This window comes from Streptomyces sp. NPDC028305, from assembly GCF_055569495.1.
In genome coordinates, this window is the sequence record NZ_JBVHTN010000003.1 from 949,984 (window position 1) to 964,947 (window position 14,964).

At 70.4% G+C, this 14,964-nt stretch carries 12 protein-coding genes and 1 pseudogene; 5 read left to right on the forward strand and 8 right to left on the reverse strand.

Annotation, left to right across the window (positions count from 1 at the left end; genetic code table 11):
- Positions 1-177 precede the first annotated feature (177 nt).
- A complete protein-coding gene (locus ACZ4WQ_RS15380) occupies positions 178-1,203 on the forward strand; it encodes a phosphotransferase family protein (protein ID WP_398376792.1) in 1,026 nt (341 codons plus the stop codon).
- A gap of 7 nt (positions 1,204-1,210) precedes the next feature.
- A complete protein-coding gene (locus ACZ4WQ_RS15385) occupies positions 1,211-2,440 on the forward strand; it encodes an acyl-CoA dehydrogenase family protein (RefSeq protein ID WP_398376791.1) in 1,230 nt (409 codons plus the stop codon).
- Between the two features lie 71 nt (positions 2,441-2,511).
- Here ACZ4WQ_RS15385 and ACZ4WQ_RS15390 read toward each other — a convergent pair whose 3' ends face one another.
- Positions 2,512-3,699 carry an RNA-guided endonuclease InsQ/TnpB family protein gene (locus tag ACZ4WQ_RS15390; protein WP_398376790.1) on the reverse strand — a complete coding sequence of 396 codons (1,188 nt, stop codon included), beginning with the start codon at positions 3,697-3,699 and terminating at the stop codon, positions 2,512-2,514.
- 37 nt (positions 3,700-3,736) lie between these two features.
- Here ACZ4WQ_RS15390 and tnpA point away from each other — a divergent pair.
- Positions 3,737-4,016 (forward strand): annotated as a pseudogene (tnpA, locus tag ACZ4WQ_RS15395) (IS200/IS605 family transposase); the annotation flags it as partial.
- 126 nt (positions 4,017-4,142) lie between these two features.
- On the opposite strand, the gene ACZ4WQ_RS15400 reads toward tnpA, so the two are convergent.
- The 5 genes from ACZ4WQ_RS15400 to ACZ4WQ_RS15420 all read right to left on the reverse strand — a co-directional run bounded on the left by ACZ4WQ_RS15400 (position 4,143) and on the right by ACZ4WQ_RS15420 (position 9,076).
- Positions 4,143-4,736, reverse strand: a complete 594-nt coding sequence (locus tag ACZ4WQ_RS15400; RefSeq protein ID WP_311725198.1) for a TetR/AcrR family transcriptional regulator — start codon at positions 4,734-4,736, stop codon at positions 4,143-4,145.
- A 34-nt stretch (positions 4,737-4,770) separates the two neighbouring features.
- Entirely contained in the window at positions 4,771-6,432 is a 1,662-nt protein-coding gene (locus tag ACZ4WQ_RS15405; RefSeq protein WP_398376788.1) for an AMP-binding protein, read from the reverse strand.
- Complete coding sequence (locus tag ACZ4WQ_RS15410) at positions 6,429-7,223, reverse strand: SDR family oxidoreductase (RefSeq protein WP_398376787.1); 795 nt, start codon at positions 7,221-7,223, stop codon at positions 6,429-6,431. Before ACZ4WQ_RS15410 ends, ACZ4WQ_RS15405 begins: the two co-directional genes overlap by 4 nt.
- A gap of 393 nt (positions 7,224-7,616) precedes the next feature.
- Positions 7,617-7,778: a hypothetical protein gene (locus ACZ4WQ_RS15415; protein ID WP_385350517.1), complete on the reverse strand. Its 162-nt coding sequence runs from the start codon at positions 7,776-7,778 to the stop codon at positions 7,617-7,619.
- Positions 7,779-8,362: 584 nt separating this feature from the next.
- Positions 8,363-9,076 (reverse strand): tectonin domain-containing protein, encoded by a 714-nt coding sequence (locus tag ACZ4WQ_RS15420; protein ID WP_398376786.1) that lies wholly within the window; start codon positions 9,074-9,076, stop codon positions 8,363-8,365.
- 487 nt (positions 9,077-9,563) lie between these two features.
- On the opposite strand from ACZ4WQ_RS15420, the gene ACZ4WQ_RS15425 reads away from it, so the two are divergent.
- Positions 9,564-9,806, forward strand: coding sequence for a hypothetical protein (locus ACZ4WQ_RS15425; RefSeq protein WP_398376784.1), 243 nt, complete (start codon positions 9,564-9,566; stop codon positions 9,804-9,806).
- Here the strand turns inward: ACZ4WQ_RS15425 and ACZ4WQ_RS15430 are convergent.
- Both ACZ4WQ_RS15430 and ACZ4WQ_RS15435 read right to left on the reverse strand, forming a co-directional pair.
- The gene (locus tag ACZ4WQ_RS15430) at positions 9,803-10,861 is read right to left on the reverse strand and encodes a LysR family transcriptional regulator (RefSeq protein ID WP_398376782.1); all 1,059 of its coding nucleotides are present in this window, start codon (positions 10,859-10,861) and stop codon (positions 9,803-9,805) included. The two genes, ACZ4WQ_RS15425 and ACZ4WQ_RS15430, sit on opposite strands and share 4 nt — an antisense overlap.
- A 400-nt stretch (positions 10,862-11,261) precedes the next feature.
- On the reverse strand, positions 11,262-14,078 hold the full coding sequence (locus ACZ4WQ_RS15435) for a penicillin acylase family protein (RefSeq protein WP_398376781.1): 2,817 nt from the start codon (positions 14,076-14,078) through the stop codon (positions 11,262-11,264).
- A 211-nt stretch (positions 14,079-14,289) separates the two neighbouring features.
- On the opposite strand from ACZ4WQ_RS15435, the gene ACZ4WQ_RS15440 reads away from it, so the two are divergent.
- Entirely contained in the window at positions 14,290-14,949 is a 660-nt protein-coding gene (locus ACZ4WQ_RS15440) for a hypothetical protein (RefSeq protein ID WP_311725193.1), read from the forward strand.
- The last annotated feature ends 15 nt before the right edge of the window (positions 14,950-14,964 follow it).

The window sequence follows — 14,964 nt, forward strand, 5'->3', positions numbered from 1 at the left end:
CCGAGCTCCCCTCTTCGACGCTCCTGCTCCCGCGCACCCGGCGCAAACCGGCGGCATGCCCCGGTGGGCTCAGCACTGGACGCCATACCGACTGGTCGGCATCATGATGCGGGACCGTCCGCCGACGCCCCGCGTCCGCCCGTAGCCCCCTTGAACCTTGACGGAGGAAGAGACCCGATGACCTCAGGCAATCCGCCAGGACTCGACCTCGAGCGGCTCCGCGCCCATCTGGACCGCGAGCGGCCGGGGCTGGTGCGCGGCGGGCCGCTGCGCGCCGAGCTGATCCCCGGCGGCCGGTCGAACCTCACCTACGCGGTCACCGACGGCGCCGCCCGCTGGGTCGTACGCCGTCCGCCGCTGGGCCATGTGCTCGCCACCGCCCACGACATGCGGCGCGAGCACCGGGTGATCGGCGCGCTGCACCCGACCAGCGTGCCGGTTCCGGGGCCGGTGCTGCTGTGCGAGGACGAGTCGGTCCTGGGAGCGCCCTTCTACGTCATGGAGTTCGTCGAGGGCACGCCGTACCGCACGGCCGAACAGCTCGCCCCACTCGGCCCGGAGCGCACCCGCCGTGTCGTCCTCGGCCTGGTGGACACCCTGGTCGGGCTGCACGCCGTCGATCCGGCCGCCGTCGGTCTCGCCGACTTCGGGCGGCCGGACGGGTTCCTGGAGCGGCAGCTGCGCCGCTGGGGCAAGCAGCTGGCCGCGTCGCGCAGCCGTGAGCTGCCCGGGATCGACGAGCTGCACGAGGCGCTCGGCAAGGCCCTGCCGGCCTCTCCCGCCCCCGCCGTCGTGCACGGCGACTACCGGCTGGACAACGTGCTCGTGGGCACCGATGACCGGATCAAGGCGATTCTCGACTGGGAGATGTCCACCCTCGGCGATCCGCTGACCGACCTGGGCCTGCTGGTGATGTACAGCGAGCAGCAGGAGACGGCGGACTCGCCGATCACCACGACCAGCGGCGCCCCCGGCCACCCCGCGCCGCGCGAGCTGATCGAGCGGTACGCGGCCGGCTCGGGCCGCGATGTGGGCGGCGTCGCCTGGTACACGGCCTTCGCCTACTTCAAGCTCGCCGTGATCCTCGAAGGCATCCACTACCGGTTCACCCTCGGCCAGACCGTCGGCGCCGGCTTCGACCGCATCGGCGAGGTCGTCCCGGTGTTCGTCGAGAACGGCCTCACCACGCTACGGAAGGGCTGAGACAGCCATGGACTTCGCATTCGACGCCCGCACCGAGGAGCTGCGGGCCGAGCTGCTCGCCTTCATGGCGGACCATGTCCACCCGGCGGAGGCGGTGGCCGAGGAGCAGCGCGCGCGGCAGGACTCCCCCTGGCGCACCCCGCCCGTCGTCGAGGAGCTCAAGGCGAAGGCCCGCGAGCGGGGCCTGTGGAATCTCTTCCTGCCCGATCCCGGGCTGGGCGCGGGGCTGACCAATCTCCAGTACGCCCCGCTCGCCGAGATCACCGGCCACAGCCCCCAACTGGCCCCCACGGCGCTGAACTGCGCCGCCCCGGACACCGGGAACATGGAGGTGCTCGCCCAGTTCGGCAGCGAGCGGCAGCGCAAGCAGTGGCTGGAGCCGCTGCTCGCGGGCGAGATCCGGTCCGCCTTCGCGATGACCGAGCCCGAGGTCGCCTCGTCCGACGCGACCAACATCGAGACCCGGATCGAGCGCGACGGCGACGACTACGTCATCACCGGCCGCAAGTGGTACATCTCCGGGGCGATGAACCCGGACTGCAAGGTCTTCATCGTGATGGGCAAGACTGCCCCTGATGGCCCCGACATCCGCCGTCAGCAGTCGATGGTGCTGGTGGAGCGCGAGGCCGAGGGCGTCGAGGTGCGCCGGGCCATGCGGGTCTACGGCTATGAGGACCACTACCACGGCGGCCATGCCGAGGTGGTCTTCCACGGGGTGCGCGTCCCGGCGGCGAATCTGATCGGGGAGGAGGGCGGCGGCTTCGCCATCGCCCAGGCCCGTCTCGGCCCCGGCCGTATCCACCACTGCATGCGGCTGATCGGCATGGCCGAGCGCGCGATCGAGCTGATGTGCCGCCGCGCGGTGTCCCGTACGGCCTTCGGCAAGCCGCTCGCCCGGCAGGGCCAGGTCCATGAGTGGATCGCGGACGCCCGGGTGGCCGTCGAGCAGCTACGGCTGCTGGTCCTCAAGACGGCCTGGCTGATGGACACGGTCGGCAACCGCGAGGCGCACACCGAGATCCAGGCCATCAAGATCGCCACCCCGCGCACGGTGGTCGACATCCTGGACCGGGCGGTGCAGCTGCACGGGGCGGGCGGGGTCAGCCAGGACTTCCCGCTGGCCGAGCTGTGGGCCGCGGCGCGGACGCTGCGGCTCGCGGACGGGCCTGACGAGGTGCACCAGCGGTCGCTGGCGCGGCGGGAGCTGAAGAAGTACCTGTCAACTACTCGGCCGTGAACGACCGAGTTTGTTGACTCGGTTCGATGCGGCTCTGTTTTTGCTCCCGACTGCCCCCTACGGCAGGGCGGTCACGGGTCACATTTACCGGTCCCTGTCGATGCGGGGACTGGATCGGGCATGTTGACGAATACCCACGCCGTGGCCCCTCGCTGTGCGATGTTGGCCCCGGCGACGTGGTCGGCCGGCCCAGCGAGGCCACACCGACGACAGGAGAAGTGGTCCCGAGTGGGCCGGTTGGCTTTCTCGGTGTGGCCGCAGCGCGGGCAGCGCTGCGAGGTGTAGGCCGGGTCCACCTCGATGAACGGCACGCCGGCACGGCGGGCCTTGTAGGCGATGAACGAGCCGAGCTGGTGGAACGGCCAGGAGGACAGGCGTGCTCGCTGGTCGCGGGGAACCGTGACCCGATCGCGGATGCCCTGGAGCTGTTCCAGGGCAAGGCCGCGTCCGGTGCATTGGGCGACAGCAACGACAGTCTTGGCGATCTTGTGATTGATGTGGGTCGCGTGCCGCGCCTCACGACGGGCACGCTTCTTGAGGAGCTGCTTCGCGCTGCGGGTCTGCCTGGCCTGGAGTTCGGCCTTCTTGCGGGCCTGCCAGCGCCGGTACCGTCCCAGACGGCGGCCGGAGTGGTTGTCGCCGTCGGAGGTGGTGGCGAGGTTGCTGATGCCCCGGTCCACGCCGATGAAGCCCTTCGGCTCGAACCGCGGCGCTTCGGGGATCTCACAGGTGGCGACCAGGAACCACTTCCCGTCGCGGAACACCAGGTCCGATTCGCCCTGACGGTGCTCGGTGAGTTGCTTGAGCGCGCCGGGCGAGCAGGCGAACCGCACATGTCTGATCCGGCCGTCCAGGGTCCAGATGCTCACGGTCCGGGTGCCGTAGTTCCAGCTCAGACACCGGTCGTCAAAAGTGTGCGCGGCGTGCGGGCGGAAGACGATCGGCTTGGACTCCGCCTTTTGCCGCCGCTTGGAGTGCTCGGGGCCGAGGTTCCCGGCCCTGATGTTGGCCCGCAGTGTGGTGTAGGCGTCGGCCACTCGCTTGATGATGTGCTGCGCGGCCTGTGCCCCGAACCCACGGGCCTTCAGCTCGCCGTAACACCGCTTCCGCAACTCACGCACACTTCCCTTGAGCTTGAAGTGCTCGAAGGCCACGGCAGAGACCCAGTTCGCGGCCTCGTTGATCGCAGGCAGGGTGCGCTCAAGCGCCGGTGCCTGCGCGGCGTCCGGGATGAGTTTGACCTGCACGACGATCTTCACAGTGTGAGCGTAACATTACCGTATGTCACCATGATGGCCAGACCCCGATGTCCGCAGGGGAAGAAGCCTCGTCAACACCCTCCATGCAGATCACGTCCTCCTGCTCGTGCGCTACCCGCCGTCCGCTGCCTTCTCCCGGCTCGTCGGCAGCCTCAAAGGCGTCTCCGCACGCCGCCTCTGTCGGGAGTTCCCCACGCACGTCCGCAAGTACCTGTGGGGAGCACTTCTAGTCCCCGTCCTACTTCGCAGGTCCCTACGGTGGCGCACCGCTGGCCGTGGTCAAGAAGTACATCGAGAACCAGAAGCGCCCACACTGAGCGCGGCATCATCGTGAGAGCTTTACGAAGCGATGCGGCGGCGCTTCGCGCCGCCGGCTCAGAATGCAATTCCTCCCAGGTCTGAAGACCCGGGGTTCCTTGCAAGATCAGGCTGAAGCCCCTGTGTCAGGGCCGCAGGGCGCGCAGCAGCAGGTCGGCGAGGTGGTCGGCGACCTGCTGGGGGTTGAGCGGTCCGTCCGGGCGGTACCAGGTGCCCAGGTGGTGGACCGAGCCGAAGTGGTAGTCCACCACCAGGTCGGCTGGGGTGTGCGAGCTGAACACCCCGGCCCGCTGGCCCTCCTCCACCAGGGCGCGGAACCGCTCGTGGTAGCGGCGCCGCTCCGCCCGTACCTGCTTGTGCTTCTCCGGGCTCAGATGGTGCATGGAGCGGAAGAAGATCGTCGCGTCGTCGAGGTTCTCGATGGTGGTGACGACCACGTCGGCGGCCGCGTCGCGCAACCGCTGCTCGACCGGCGCGTCCGCGTCCGCGAAGGCGTCCAGGCGCTCCTGCTGGAGCCGCAGCACCCGCCCGTAGATCTCGTGCAGCAGGTCGTCCTTGGAGCCGAAGTAGTGGTAGAGGGCGCCCTTGGTGACGCCCGCCGCCTCGACGATCTCCTGGACGGAGGTCCGGTCGTAGCCGCGCTCGGCGAAGAGGCGGGTGGCCGCGGCCAGCAAGCGCTGCGGCACGGGTTTCCCGTCACCTTCCCTCGTCCTGGCCATCTCGTCGCCACCTGCCTCTCGTTCGTGCCGGGTGCTACTCCGGGGGGCGCCGCGCGTCCCGCAGTTCCCGTCGGAGGATCTTGCCACTGGCCGTCTTCGGCAGCTCGGGCAGGATCTCTATCCTGCGCGGATACTTGTACGCCGCGAGCCGCTCCGCGCAGTACGCGGTCAGCTCCTCCGGCGCCGCCTCGGTGCCCGGCCGCAGGCTGATGTACGCCTTGACGGTCTCCCCGCGGTACGGGTCGGGGACGCCGACGACGGCCGCCTCGCGCACCGCGGGGTGGGTGTACAGGACGTCCTCGACCTCGCGCGGCCACACCTTGAAGCCGGAGGCGTTGATCATGTCCTTCTTGCGGTCCACGACATACAGCCAGCCGTCCGGGTCCATGAAGCCGATGTCCCCGGTGCGCAGCTCCCCGTCGGGCAGGGCGGCCGCGCCGGCCTCCGGTGCCCGCCAGTAGCCGGGCACCACCATGGGGCCGCGCACCGCGATCTCGCCCGGTTCACCGAACGGCACGTCCCTGCCCTCGTCGTCGATGATGCGCACCACGCTGTCCGGGCCGGGCAGGCCGACCGCCAGGGTGCCCGAGACCGGGTCGACGGGGGCCCGCTTGCCGGGCGGGACGCTGGCGCAGGGGGCGGTGCACTCGGTCAGGCCGTAGCCGTTCTTGAGGTAGAGGCCGAAGGCGGCCTCGAACCGCTCGACCAGCGCGGGCGGCACCGGGGCCCCGCCCGAGGAGGCGAGCAGGAAGGACGTGAAGTGGTCGCGGGTCACCTTCGGGTGGGCCATCAGCGCCATGAAGGCGGTGGAGGGGCCGACGGTGTAGGCGGGGCGGTGCTCGACGAAGGCGTCGAGGACGACGCCCGGCTCGAAGCGGTAGGCCATGGCGAGGGTCCCGCCGTCCGCGATGGAGGCGGACAGCTCGCAGACCATGCCGGTGATGTGGAACAGGGGCGCGAGCACGAAGATGGTGGAGCCGTCGGGCATCTCGTGGGCGACATGCTGCCGCTCGGCGTTGTAGGAGACGTTGCCATGGGTGTTCATGGCGCCCTTGGGGGTGCCGCTGGTCCCCGAGGTGTAGCTGATCAGCGCGATGTCGTCGAGGCCCGGCTCCGGCACGGCGGGCGGCAGCGCACCGCCGCGGGCCACCGCGAGCAGGTCCTCGGTGTCCTCGGGGACGGGGATGCGCCCGTGGTTCAGCACCCGGGGGTCGTCGCGGGTCTGGAAGTCGTACGCGTCGGCGGTGAGCGCGATGCGTACGGGGGAGGCGGCGGCCGCCTCCCGCACCCACCCCTCCCAGGCGTGGTCGGCGCACACCAGGGCGGTCGCCTCGGCGTCGGCCAGGATGTGCCCCAGCTCGCCCGCCTTGTACATGGGGTTGACCGGCACCACCGTGCCGCCCGCCTTCCACGCGCCGAGCAGGGCGAGCACGAAGTGCGGGGTGTTCTGGAGCATGACCGCGAGCCGGTCGCCGGGCCGGAAGCCCCGCGCGGCGAGATGGCCGGCGATGCCGTCGGAGAGCGCGTCGACCTCCCGGTACGTCAGCCGCCCGTCGAAATAGGCGAGCGCCGCGCGGTGAGGCCGCTCCCGCACGGCGTCCCGGAAGGCGTGCAGCACGCTCGGCCGCGGCCGGATCGACCGGCGCTGCACCTCGGTGAGCTGAGCGAGCCATGGCTGGTCCTGATACGAGGTCATGGGGTGCGGCCCTGTCTGCTCGGGGGTGTGGGTGTGGCCTCTTCGAGCTTGCGCTGGAGGTGGTTCATGCCCGCCAGCCAGCGGTCGGTGTCACCGGCGCGGGCCGCGTAGTACTCGGCGACCTCTGGGTGCGGAAGGATCAGGAAGCGCTCCTGCGCGATCCCGTCGAAGAGGGCGTCGGCGACCTGCTCGGGCTCGATCGCGGTCGGCACGAGGACGAGGTCGCCGGTGGCCCCGGTGGCGTGCAGCATATCGGTGCGGACGCCCTGCGGGCAGATCGCGTGGACGCTGACGCCGCGGTGGCGGTAGGTCGCGGACAGCCACTCGGCGAAGGCGAGCGCGGCGTGCTTGGACACGCTGTACGGGGCAGAGCCGACCATGGTCAGCAGGCCGGCGGCGGAGACGGTGGAGACGAAGCGGCCGCTGCCGCGCTCCAGCCAGTCGGGCAGCAGCTCGCGGGCCGCCCGGACATGCGCCATGACGTTGACGTCCCAGGCCGCCTCCCACAGCTCCTCGGCGGCCTCGGGGCCGCCGACGGGGGCGACGCCGGCGTTGGCGCAGTAGATGTCGACGGCGCCGCCGAGCGCCGCCCGCGCCGCGGGGACCACATGGGAGGCATCGCCCGGCACGGCCACGGCGCCGATCTCCTCGGCGACGGCCCTGGCCTTGTCGGCGTCGAGGTCGTTGACCACGACGCGGGCCCCTTCGGCGGCGAAGCGGCGGGCCAGGGCGGCGCCGATGCCGCCCCCTGCCCCGGTGACCACGGTTCGCGCTCCACGCACGGTACCCACGCATGCTCCTTCGGCCGGGGGCGGGGCGGACGGCATCGCTCAGCCTGCCCGGCAGACTAACCAGTCGGTATGTGTCAACGGAAGGGGCACGACGGCGGTAGGGCGGCGCGCGAAAGGACCTGGGGGTTTCCGGGGATCTTGACGCCTGCGGCGGGGCCACGCGGCGGAGCCCGCATATCGGACACCGCCCCTACCCGCCCCTTCCCTCAACTGGGGCTCTGCCCCAGACGGAGCGGTTCTCCACGCACACCAGCCGTCACCTGTGCTTGACGGACCTGGTGCGGACGGGTTGGGAGGCAGCGCGCCATCCTCCTCGCCAGCGACGGCGCTCTCCGCAATCGCGTCGCGCGGGGCCTGCTGCGGGTTGCTGACCACGGGTGTCCCGGGCAGGGATCAGTCCGGGATTGGGGCGTTGCCGCAGTTGTCGCCGGTGCACAGCTGGATGTTGAGGCTGCCGTAGCCGAGGTCGAAATCGTCGGCGGTGGCGGGGCCGGCAGCGGCGATGAAGCCGGCGGCAGTCAGGGCAAGAGCGGTCAGCATGGTGCGGATGCGCACGGGATCTCCCGGAAACGCGAGGATGGGCCGCCTGGTGCGGCCCGTTCGTGGCAGATGGCCCAGCCGCGAAGGCTTCGACATCCCCCTTCAGACGGCTGGGTGAACGCTGTCGCCCCATCGTGCAGGCGCCACACGCGGCTGGTCGGTTCGGAAAGGCACCGACCTGCCGGGGACTGGCCTTGCCGGACACCCGCATCGGGCCCGGCCGCAGCCGTACTCGACAGCCGTGTCAAGGAACGTACGCCCCGCTGACCGGATAATTACCTGACATCATCCGATAAAAGAGGGACGCCCTGGTACAGCCCCTGACGGTGGCGACCGCGCAGGGGAACAATTTCCACATCAGCTGAATCGCGTCAGCGGGCAACGCAAGCTCTGGCACCCCGACGAGTTGGGACCGGCACATCAACTTCATGGGCCGCTACCAGTTCGATGTCGCGGCCAGAGGGCCGGGCGAGGGACTGCGGACCCTGCGCGATCCGGACGCGTCCGAGCCGGACGACGACGCGGAGGACTGGCCAGGATGCCGATGCGGGCCCCCGACCTGTCCTGGCCGGGGGCCCGCACGGGTGGTGGGGCAGGGATCAGCTCGGCTGGTCGCCGGTGTACCGGTAGATCTCGTTGCCGCTGTTGATGTGCCACACGGTGCCGTCGGCGCCGGCGGCGATGTCGGTGGCAGTGCCGGGGATCTTGATCCACGGGTTGACGCCGCTGGCGTCGTTGTTGGTGTACCGGTAGATGCTGCCGGCGGGATCGACGCCCCACACGTTCGTCCGGGAGCCCACCGCGATGCGCTTCAGGCTGCCGGAGACGTTCTTCCACGGGTTCGAGCTGTCCTGGTCCCCGGTGTACCGGAAGATCTGGTTGCCGCCGTTGACGCCCCATACAGTGCCGTCGGCGCCCGCGCCGATGTCGCTCAGCGCCCCGGGGATCTTGATCCACGGGTTGGCGTCGTGGTTCGTGTACCGGTAGATGGCGTTGGCGGAGTCCACCCCCCACACGTTCGTCCTGGAACCCGCGTCGATGCGGACCAGGCTGCCAGAGATGTTCTTCCACGGGTTCGAGCTGTCCTGGTCCCCGGTGTACCGGAAGATCTGGTTGCCGCCGTTGACGCCCCATACAGTGCCGTCGGCGCCCGCCCCGATGTCGCTCAGCGCCCCCGGGATGTTGATCCACGGGTTGGCGTCGTAGTTGGTGTACCGGAAGATGCTGCTCGCCGCGTTCACACCCCACACCGTCGTCCTGGACCCCGCCGAGATGGCAGTGAGACTGCCCGCGACCTTCACCCAATCCGCCATGCCAAAACACCCTTCCCCGAGCTGTCGCTGACCCAGTCATGCTCGGCGAAAAAGTGAGCTGACAAAGATGGTGAATGCTTGTCTTAATACCAAATACGCCAGTGAATCAATGTTTTAACGACCATCGCCTTGTAGGCTGGGGGCGGGGGACGCTCGGCCGGGAGCATTTCGGCTGGAAGTGCTGTCCCACCTGCGGGGGGTCGACACACATGCCGGTGTGTGCCTCCCGCCGGGACGTCCCCGCTGGCCGGAGGTGGACGGGCCGGCGCGAGCGACCTGGAGACGGCAGCGGCAAGCCCCCGCACGGATACGCCTCCCACAAGCGGATCCTTTACTGGAGCAAGATCACTCGTCGGCCGGGGAAGACCCTCCGGGCCCCGGGTCGGCTCGCACAACTCGTTCTCGCTCAAAGGCGGGGGGCACCCCATTCCGGGGGTTGCATTGGGCGAAAATCCGGGCTCATGACGGACCCTCAAACCGCACCCGGGTGCGTGTCCGTCCGCAGTTCGAGGCCGCGCCGGCCGCCGCCCGTGGGATCAGGACCCACGCGCCGCACTGCCGGGTGATCCTCACGGTGTACGAGATGAAGCGGCTGGGCCGCGACGCCGCCGAGTTCACCGCGCTCGCGGACCACCTGTCCGCCCACGGCCTGGTGCGGGAACAGGGCCCAGACCCCGGGGGTCCAGGGGCGGAGCCCCTGTCACGCGGCGGAGCCGCCGGGCACCCCTAAGCGCCGGCCGGGCCCGCGCCTTCGGCGTGCGGCTTTCTCATGACGCTCCGCCAGTGGGCGTTCTCGCCCGCCAGCGCGTCCCACAGGACGTTCAGCGGGTGGGCCGCGTCCCACGCGGCGCGCTCCCCGCCGCGTACGAACACCCCGACCAGCACCGCCAGGTCCGGCCCGAGGTCGTCGGCCAGCTGGAGCGTCCGCAGCCCCGCGCCGCGCTGAAGCCGCCCGTCGGCGACCGCCTCGCCGATCCCCTGGGTCACCAGCACACAGCCGCGCAGCACGCCCGAGGAGAGCAGTTCCAGGCCGTACTGCACGGTGTCGATCTCGGCCGCGATGTTCAGCTCCTGGCGGTAGCGGGCGCCGAACCAGCCGCGCAGAAAGCCGGGGATCAGGCCGTCGGCGGAGACCGCGAGCGGCAGCCCGGGGAGGTCGCGGACCGAGAGCCCGGGGCCGGGCAGCTCGTCCTCGGCGAGATTGGTCACCAGGGACAGACCGCTGCGCCGCCACTCCATCACCTCGAAGCCGTCCAGCCGGCTGTCCCCGTCCCCGGTGGTCAGCACGGAGCCGCAGACCAGGTCGAGCTCCTTGGAGGCGAGCCGGTCCAGCAGGTCGCGGGTGCGCACATGCTCGACCTTGAGCTCGACCCCGCGGCGCTCGAAGTCCTCGGTGACCAGTTCCACGGCGTTGAGGAGGAAGCCGAGGGTGTAGCGGGTGGAGCCCACGTTCAGCCGGCTGCCCAGACGGCGGCGGCAGCCGTGCACGGACTCCAGCCAGTCCTTCAGGGTGCCGCGCGCGAGTTCGGCCAGGGCCTCTCCCGTGGCGGTGAAAAGCACGTTCTGGCTCCGGCCGCGCTTGAGCACAAGCGGCTCGCCGCACAGCGCGCCGAAGTTCCGATTCATGGTGTCGAGTTGTTTCTGGACACTGGACTGCTCCCGCCCCAGCAGCCGGGCGGCGCCCAGCGCGGTACCCGCCTCGTGGACCGCGAGCAGCGTGCGGAGCTGGTCCATCGTGGTGTCCAGCAGCGCCGTGGGGTACTGCCACCGGGGGTTTAAGGGCATGCCGGCCTTCCGTTTCGAGATTACGTACGAATTCCGGCTTGGCAGCATAGTCCAGCGGGCTCCGGCAAGCTGATCCGGAGAACAGCGGCAATTTTCTCGGGATTTGTATTCGGGAATTCGGCGGACCGCATTCCCGGCCCCGGATTTCCCGCCTCGGCGGCGACGCGCGGCCCGGGCGCGGGGCCGCGGCGCCTGCGGCGGGCCGTCCCCTACCCGCCCCTTCCCGCAACTGGGACTCCGCCCCAGACCCCGGTCCTCGAGCTCCTCTCCAGCTACCGCTGGGAGGTGCCCGCATGCGCCCGGAGGGCGTTCGGGGGGCCAGGGGGGCGGAGCCCCCATCGTTCGGGAAGGGGCGGGTAGGGGAGAAATCCGCCGCGGGCGCCGCCGCGCCGCGTTGCCGTCAGCGGTGATTCGGGAATTCCACGACCTGCTGGTAGGTCGGCCGGTTCTGCCAGTGCACCTTGTCGTGGGTGACGCCGCCCAGCGGGCGCTGGATGATGGAGTCGGCGCACCACTGCTCGCCCGCCGAGCAGTTCGCGTCACCCGGGTAGACCTCCGTGGCGGGCTTGGCCGCGGCCTGCTTCAGGCTGGTCAGGAGGGCGTCGCGGCAGGCGGACAGGTCACCGGCGCCGCAGTACTTCTTGGCGAGCGGCCCCTTGACGTCCTCGCCGAGGACGGCGCGCAGATCCTTGTCGACGTAGGACCACCAGCCGTACTGGAAGGAGGATCCGGCGTGCGAGCCGGTGGGCCCGTGACCGGCCGAGGGCGCCTCGTCGACGGTCAGATTGGCGCGCAGCGCATCGTAGAGTTCGCCGCCCAGCTGAGGTTTGAACTCGGCCTCCACCAGAAGCGGCCACCACGCGTCCATGATCCGTACGGCGTCGGGGTGCCCATAGGTGTGCGAGCCGGCGGATGTCTCGCGGCGCTGGGCGCCCGCCGCCTGCCAGGACTCCAGCTGCTGCACGGCCTTGGCCGCCTGCGCGTCGGTGATGGGCGCGCTGCGCAGGACCTTGAGCAACTCGGGAAGCACGTCCTCACCGCGCAGATCGGCGACGGCCGCCTCGGCCATGGCGCGGGTGAGCGCGGCACGGGTCACCCCGCCCTTCTTCACCAACGCCCGCACCCGGTCGTCGAGAAGGTTTCCGCGGTGCACGGAGCCGTTGCCGAAGCCGGCCGCCGTGTATCCCTTGGCCTGCCGGTTGTTCCAGCTGATGTAGTAGTCCTGGTCGATGGACTGGGGGTGCTGGGCGGGCGGAGTGTACGCGGCGGTGTTGACCGCCGGGTCGAAGTCCCGCCACTCGTAAGCCGCCTCGGCCTTGACCGGAAGCGAGGGGTCCACGTCCGCCGCCCGGACCATGTTGAGCCCGCTGTTGTAGTAGGCGGTCTGCCGGGAGTCGGCGTAGAACCAGTTGAAGGTGTAGTTGATGTGCTGCGCCGCGCTCTGGAAGGACGTGGCGTCTTTCACATAGCCGGGGTCGTTGAGCATCTGGAAGCCGACGATCGAGTCGGCCTCGTGGCGGTAGGTGGCGCGCAGCAGGGTGTAGGCGACGGGCTTGCCGTCCACCGTGGCGCGATGGGTGACCAGGCCGTACTTGGTGCGGTAGACCTGCATGCGGTACGAGCCCTCGGCGGTGGAGTCGGCGACCGTCGGCTTCCAGGCGTTGCGGCGCTCGATCTTCTCCATCGGCAGGCAGGAGCCGCGGTAGCGGTAGTACGTGGAGTCCTTGGCCGGGGCGGAGCCGTCGGGGGAGCACAGCTCGACGGCGAAGGTGTCGGTGACGTCCTGGGCGGAGGTGGTCGCGCTCCAGGCGTAGTCCTGGCCGCGGCCCAGCTGGACGTACATCCCCACGCCCGCGAAGGAGGCGCCGCGGGCGCTGATGCCCGGGCCCTGGATCTCCTGGAGCATCAGCAGCTGTGGCGCGAAGTAGCCGGTCTGCGGGCCGAAGACGGCGACCGGGTTGCCACTGGCGGTGTACTTGCCGGAGACCAGGAGCGCGTTGGACATGCCGTGCTTGCGGCTGAACAGATCGCGGGGCAGCACGCCGTCGTCGTAGATGCCGCGCAGCGCCTCCAGCTTCTTCGGGGCCTTCACCCGCTCCGTGGCGCCGGTCCTGGCGCTGCCGGTCTTGTCGTAGACCAGCTGTTCCGGGGTGACGGACCCGGGGTCGAGCAGGGCGGTGCCCTTGGCGTTCGCCGGCTTGCCCGCGTACGGGAAGCTGGTGCCGTCGTGCACGGTCAGCGCGGCCTCGGGGTCGTCGCGCTCGCGGAAGGACTCCCACACCTGGGTGCCCTCGGCCAGGCCGTACTTCTGCTGGGCGGCGAGCAGCGACAGCGCGGACTCCACCTCGCCTCCGCCGCCGTTGCCGAACAGCGCGCCGACGACGGAGGCGAGAGCGATCAGGTCGGTGAGCTTGAAGGGCTCGATCTCGCCCGCGTTGGTGATCGCGTCGATGTGTCCGGTGAGGACGTACTCGCCCGGGAAGTAGCGGCCGTCCTTGGCCTGCTTGCGGTAGGCGTTGATGCCGTCGACATACGCCTGGGCGTCGGCCAGGGCCTGTCTGCCGCGCTCGCCCTGGCTGGCGAGGATGTAGTCGATCTGGGCCTGGTAGTCCTCCTCCTTGTACGGGGCCTGGCCGAAGAAGCTCTGCTCCAGGCCCTGGTTGGACTCGGCGCCGCCGGCGAAGGAGGTGAGCTCGCCGCGGCCGACGTGCCGGAAGAGGTCCATCAGCCAGAGCCGGTCCTGGGCGGCGGCGTATCCGGCGCCGAACTCGGTGCCCTCGCGGGTGGTGCCCTGGATATGGGGCACTCCGGTCTTCTTGTCGCGGGTGATCGTCACGTCGTCGCGGGGCTTGTCCACCTTGGCCACCTGGTCGGCGGGGACCCCGAAGGACGAGTCGTTGAAGAAGTCGGTCAGCTTGTCGTCGGTGAGCGTCGGATACCCGGCGACCAGCTTGTTGTAGGGGCCGAGCTGGTCGGTGCTGTGCTCGGGGTGGGTGCCGAACGCGCGGTTGGCGAGGATGTCGGCGAGCGTGGCGTTGCCGTTCTGGCCGGGCGGCAGGATGTCCGAGCACTGGCCCTGGCAGTAGTCGGTGACGGCCGCTGCGGCCGGCGCCGCCTGCGCGCGCTGCGGGAGTGGCCCCGCGAGCGCGGCGCCCAGTGCCAGCACGGCCGTCGTGGCTATCGCGGTACAGGTGAGCTTGCCGGTTCGTCGTCGCATATACGCTCCTCCCGGGTGCCGTTGGGACGGGAGGTTACCGGCGGTATGACCTGTTCGGAAGATGAGCAACCGTCACCTTCTCCTTTCGGCCCGAGGTCCTTCGCCTTTTTTCAACTTCCTTCCGTTTCCTCGGAATCGAAGGGATCCGGTTCGCGCTCTGTTACGTCCATTCGACAACGAGTCGGGTCCGCACCCGCGGAGGTGGAAAGAGATGGCCGGTTTCAGAGCACTCGCACGAGACGTTCGCAACCCACGCAGGCACATCACCGCGCGCCGCACCTCGCTGCGCAAATGCCTCGAACGGTTCGCACCGTACGGGCACCGGGCGACATGGCACCATCTGTGCTCCCGGGCGGGGATCGCCCTGGAGGACCGTCACCCCGAACCGGCACGGCTGATCACGGCGCTGGAGGAGCTGGAGGAGGCGCGCACCCTGTGGCTCGGGTACGAGGCGCAGTTCGCGGCCCGGCGCCGGCAGGAGAAGCTCCATGGGATCCGCCAGCCGAACGCCCTGGACGACTGGCATCTGCGCACCCGGCGCGGGTGCGACATCATGCCCTGTGAGAGCCCGTCGGCCCACCCCGAGGACCGGCTGGCGGAGGTGCTCGCCCGCTTGATCCTCGCGATGGAGTCGGGGCCCGCCTCGGCCTGCCCGGTCTGCGCACAGAACCGGCTGGCCTGGCACGACGACCTGGACCGCCACCCGTGGGAGGGACCGGTGTGCGGAAACTGCGGCATCGTCGTACCGGTGCCGGTGCTCACGACCGAGGCACTCGCCGCCGCCCGCCACACCAGGCCCGGCCACCCCGCCCGTCCCGCCTCCCACGCCACCCCGTCCGCGCGGCCGCGGAGGCGGTACGCGACCGTGTGAGGGAGCCATGACCGA

Excerpts from the sequence above, each read along its gene's own strand:
- ACZ4WQ_RS15420 (WP_398376786.1), bottom strand. The coding sequence starts at position 9,076 with ATGGCGGATTGGGTGAAGGTCGCGGGCAGTCTCACTGCCATCTCGGCG.
- ACZ4WQ_RS15380 (WP_398376792.1), top strand. The coding sequence starts at position 178 with ATGACCTCAGGCAATCCGCCAGGACTCGACCTCGAGCGGCTCCGCGCC.
- ACZ4WQ_RS15400 (WP_311725198.1), bottom strand. The coding sequence starts at position 4,736 with ATGGCCAGGACGAGGGAAGGTGACGGGAAACCCGTGCCGCAGCGCTTG.
- ACZ4WQ_RS15440 (WP_311725193.1), top strand. The coding sequence starts at position 14,290 with ATGGCCGGTTTCAGAGCACTCGCACGAGACGTTCGCAACCCACGCAGG.
- ACZ4WQ_RS15435 (WP_398376781.1), bottom strand. The coding sequence starts at position 14,078 with ATGCGACGACGAACCGGCAAGCTCACCTGTACCGCGATAGCCACGACG.
- ACZ4WQ_RS15405 (WP_398376788.1), bottom strand. The coding sequence starts at position 6,432 with ATGACCTCGTATCAGGACCAGCCATGGCTCGCTCAGCTCACCGAGGTG.
- ACZ4WQ_RS15385 (WP_398376791.1), top strand. The coding sequence starts at position 1,211 with ATGGACTTCGCATTCGACGCCCGCACCGAGGAGCTGCGGGCCGAGCTG.
- ACZ4WQ_RS15430 (WP_398376782.1), bottom strand. The coding sequence starts at position 10,861 with ATGCCCTTAAACCCCCGGTGGCAGTACCCCACGGCGCTGCTGGACACC.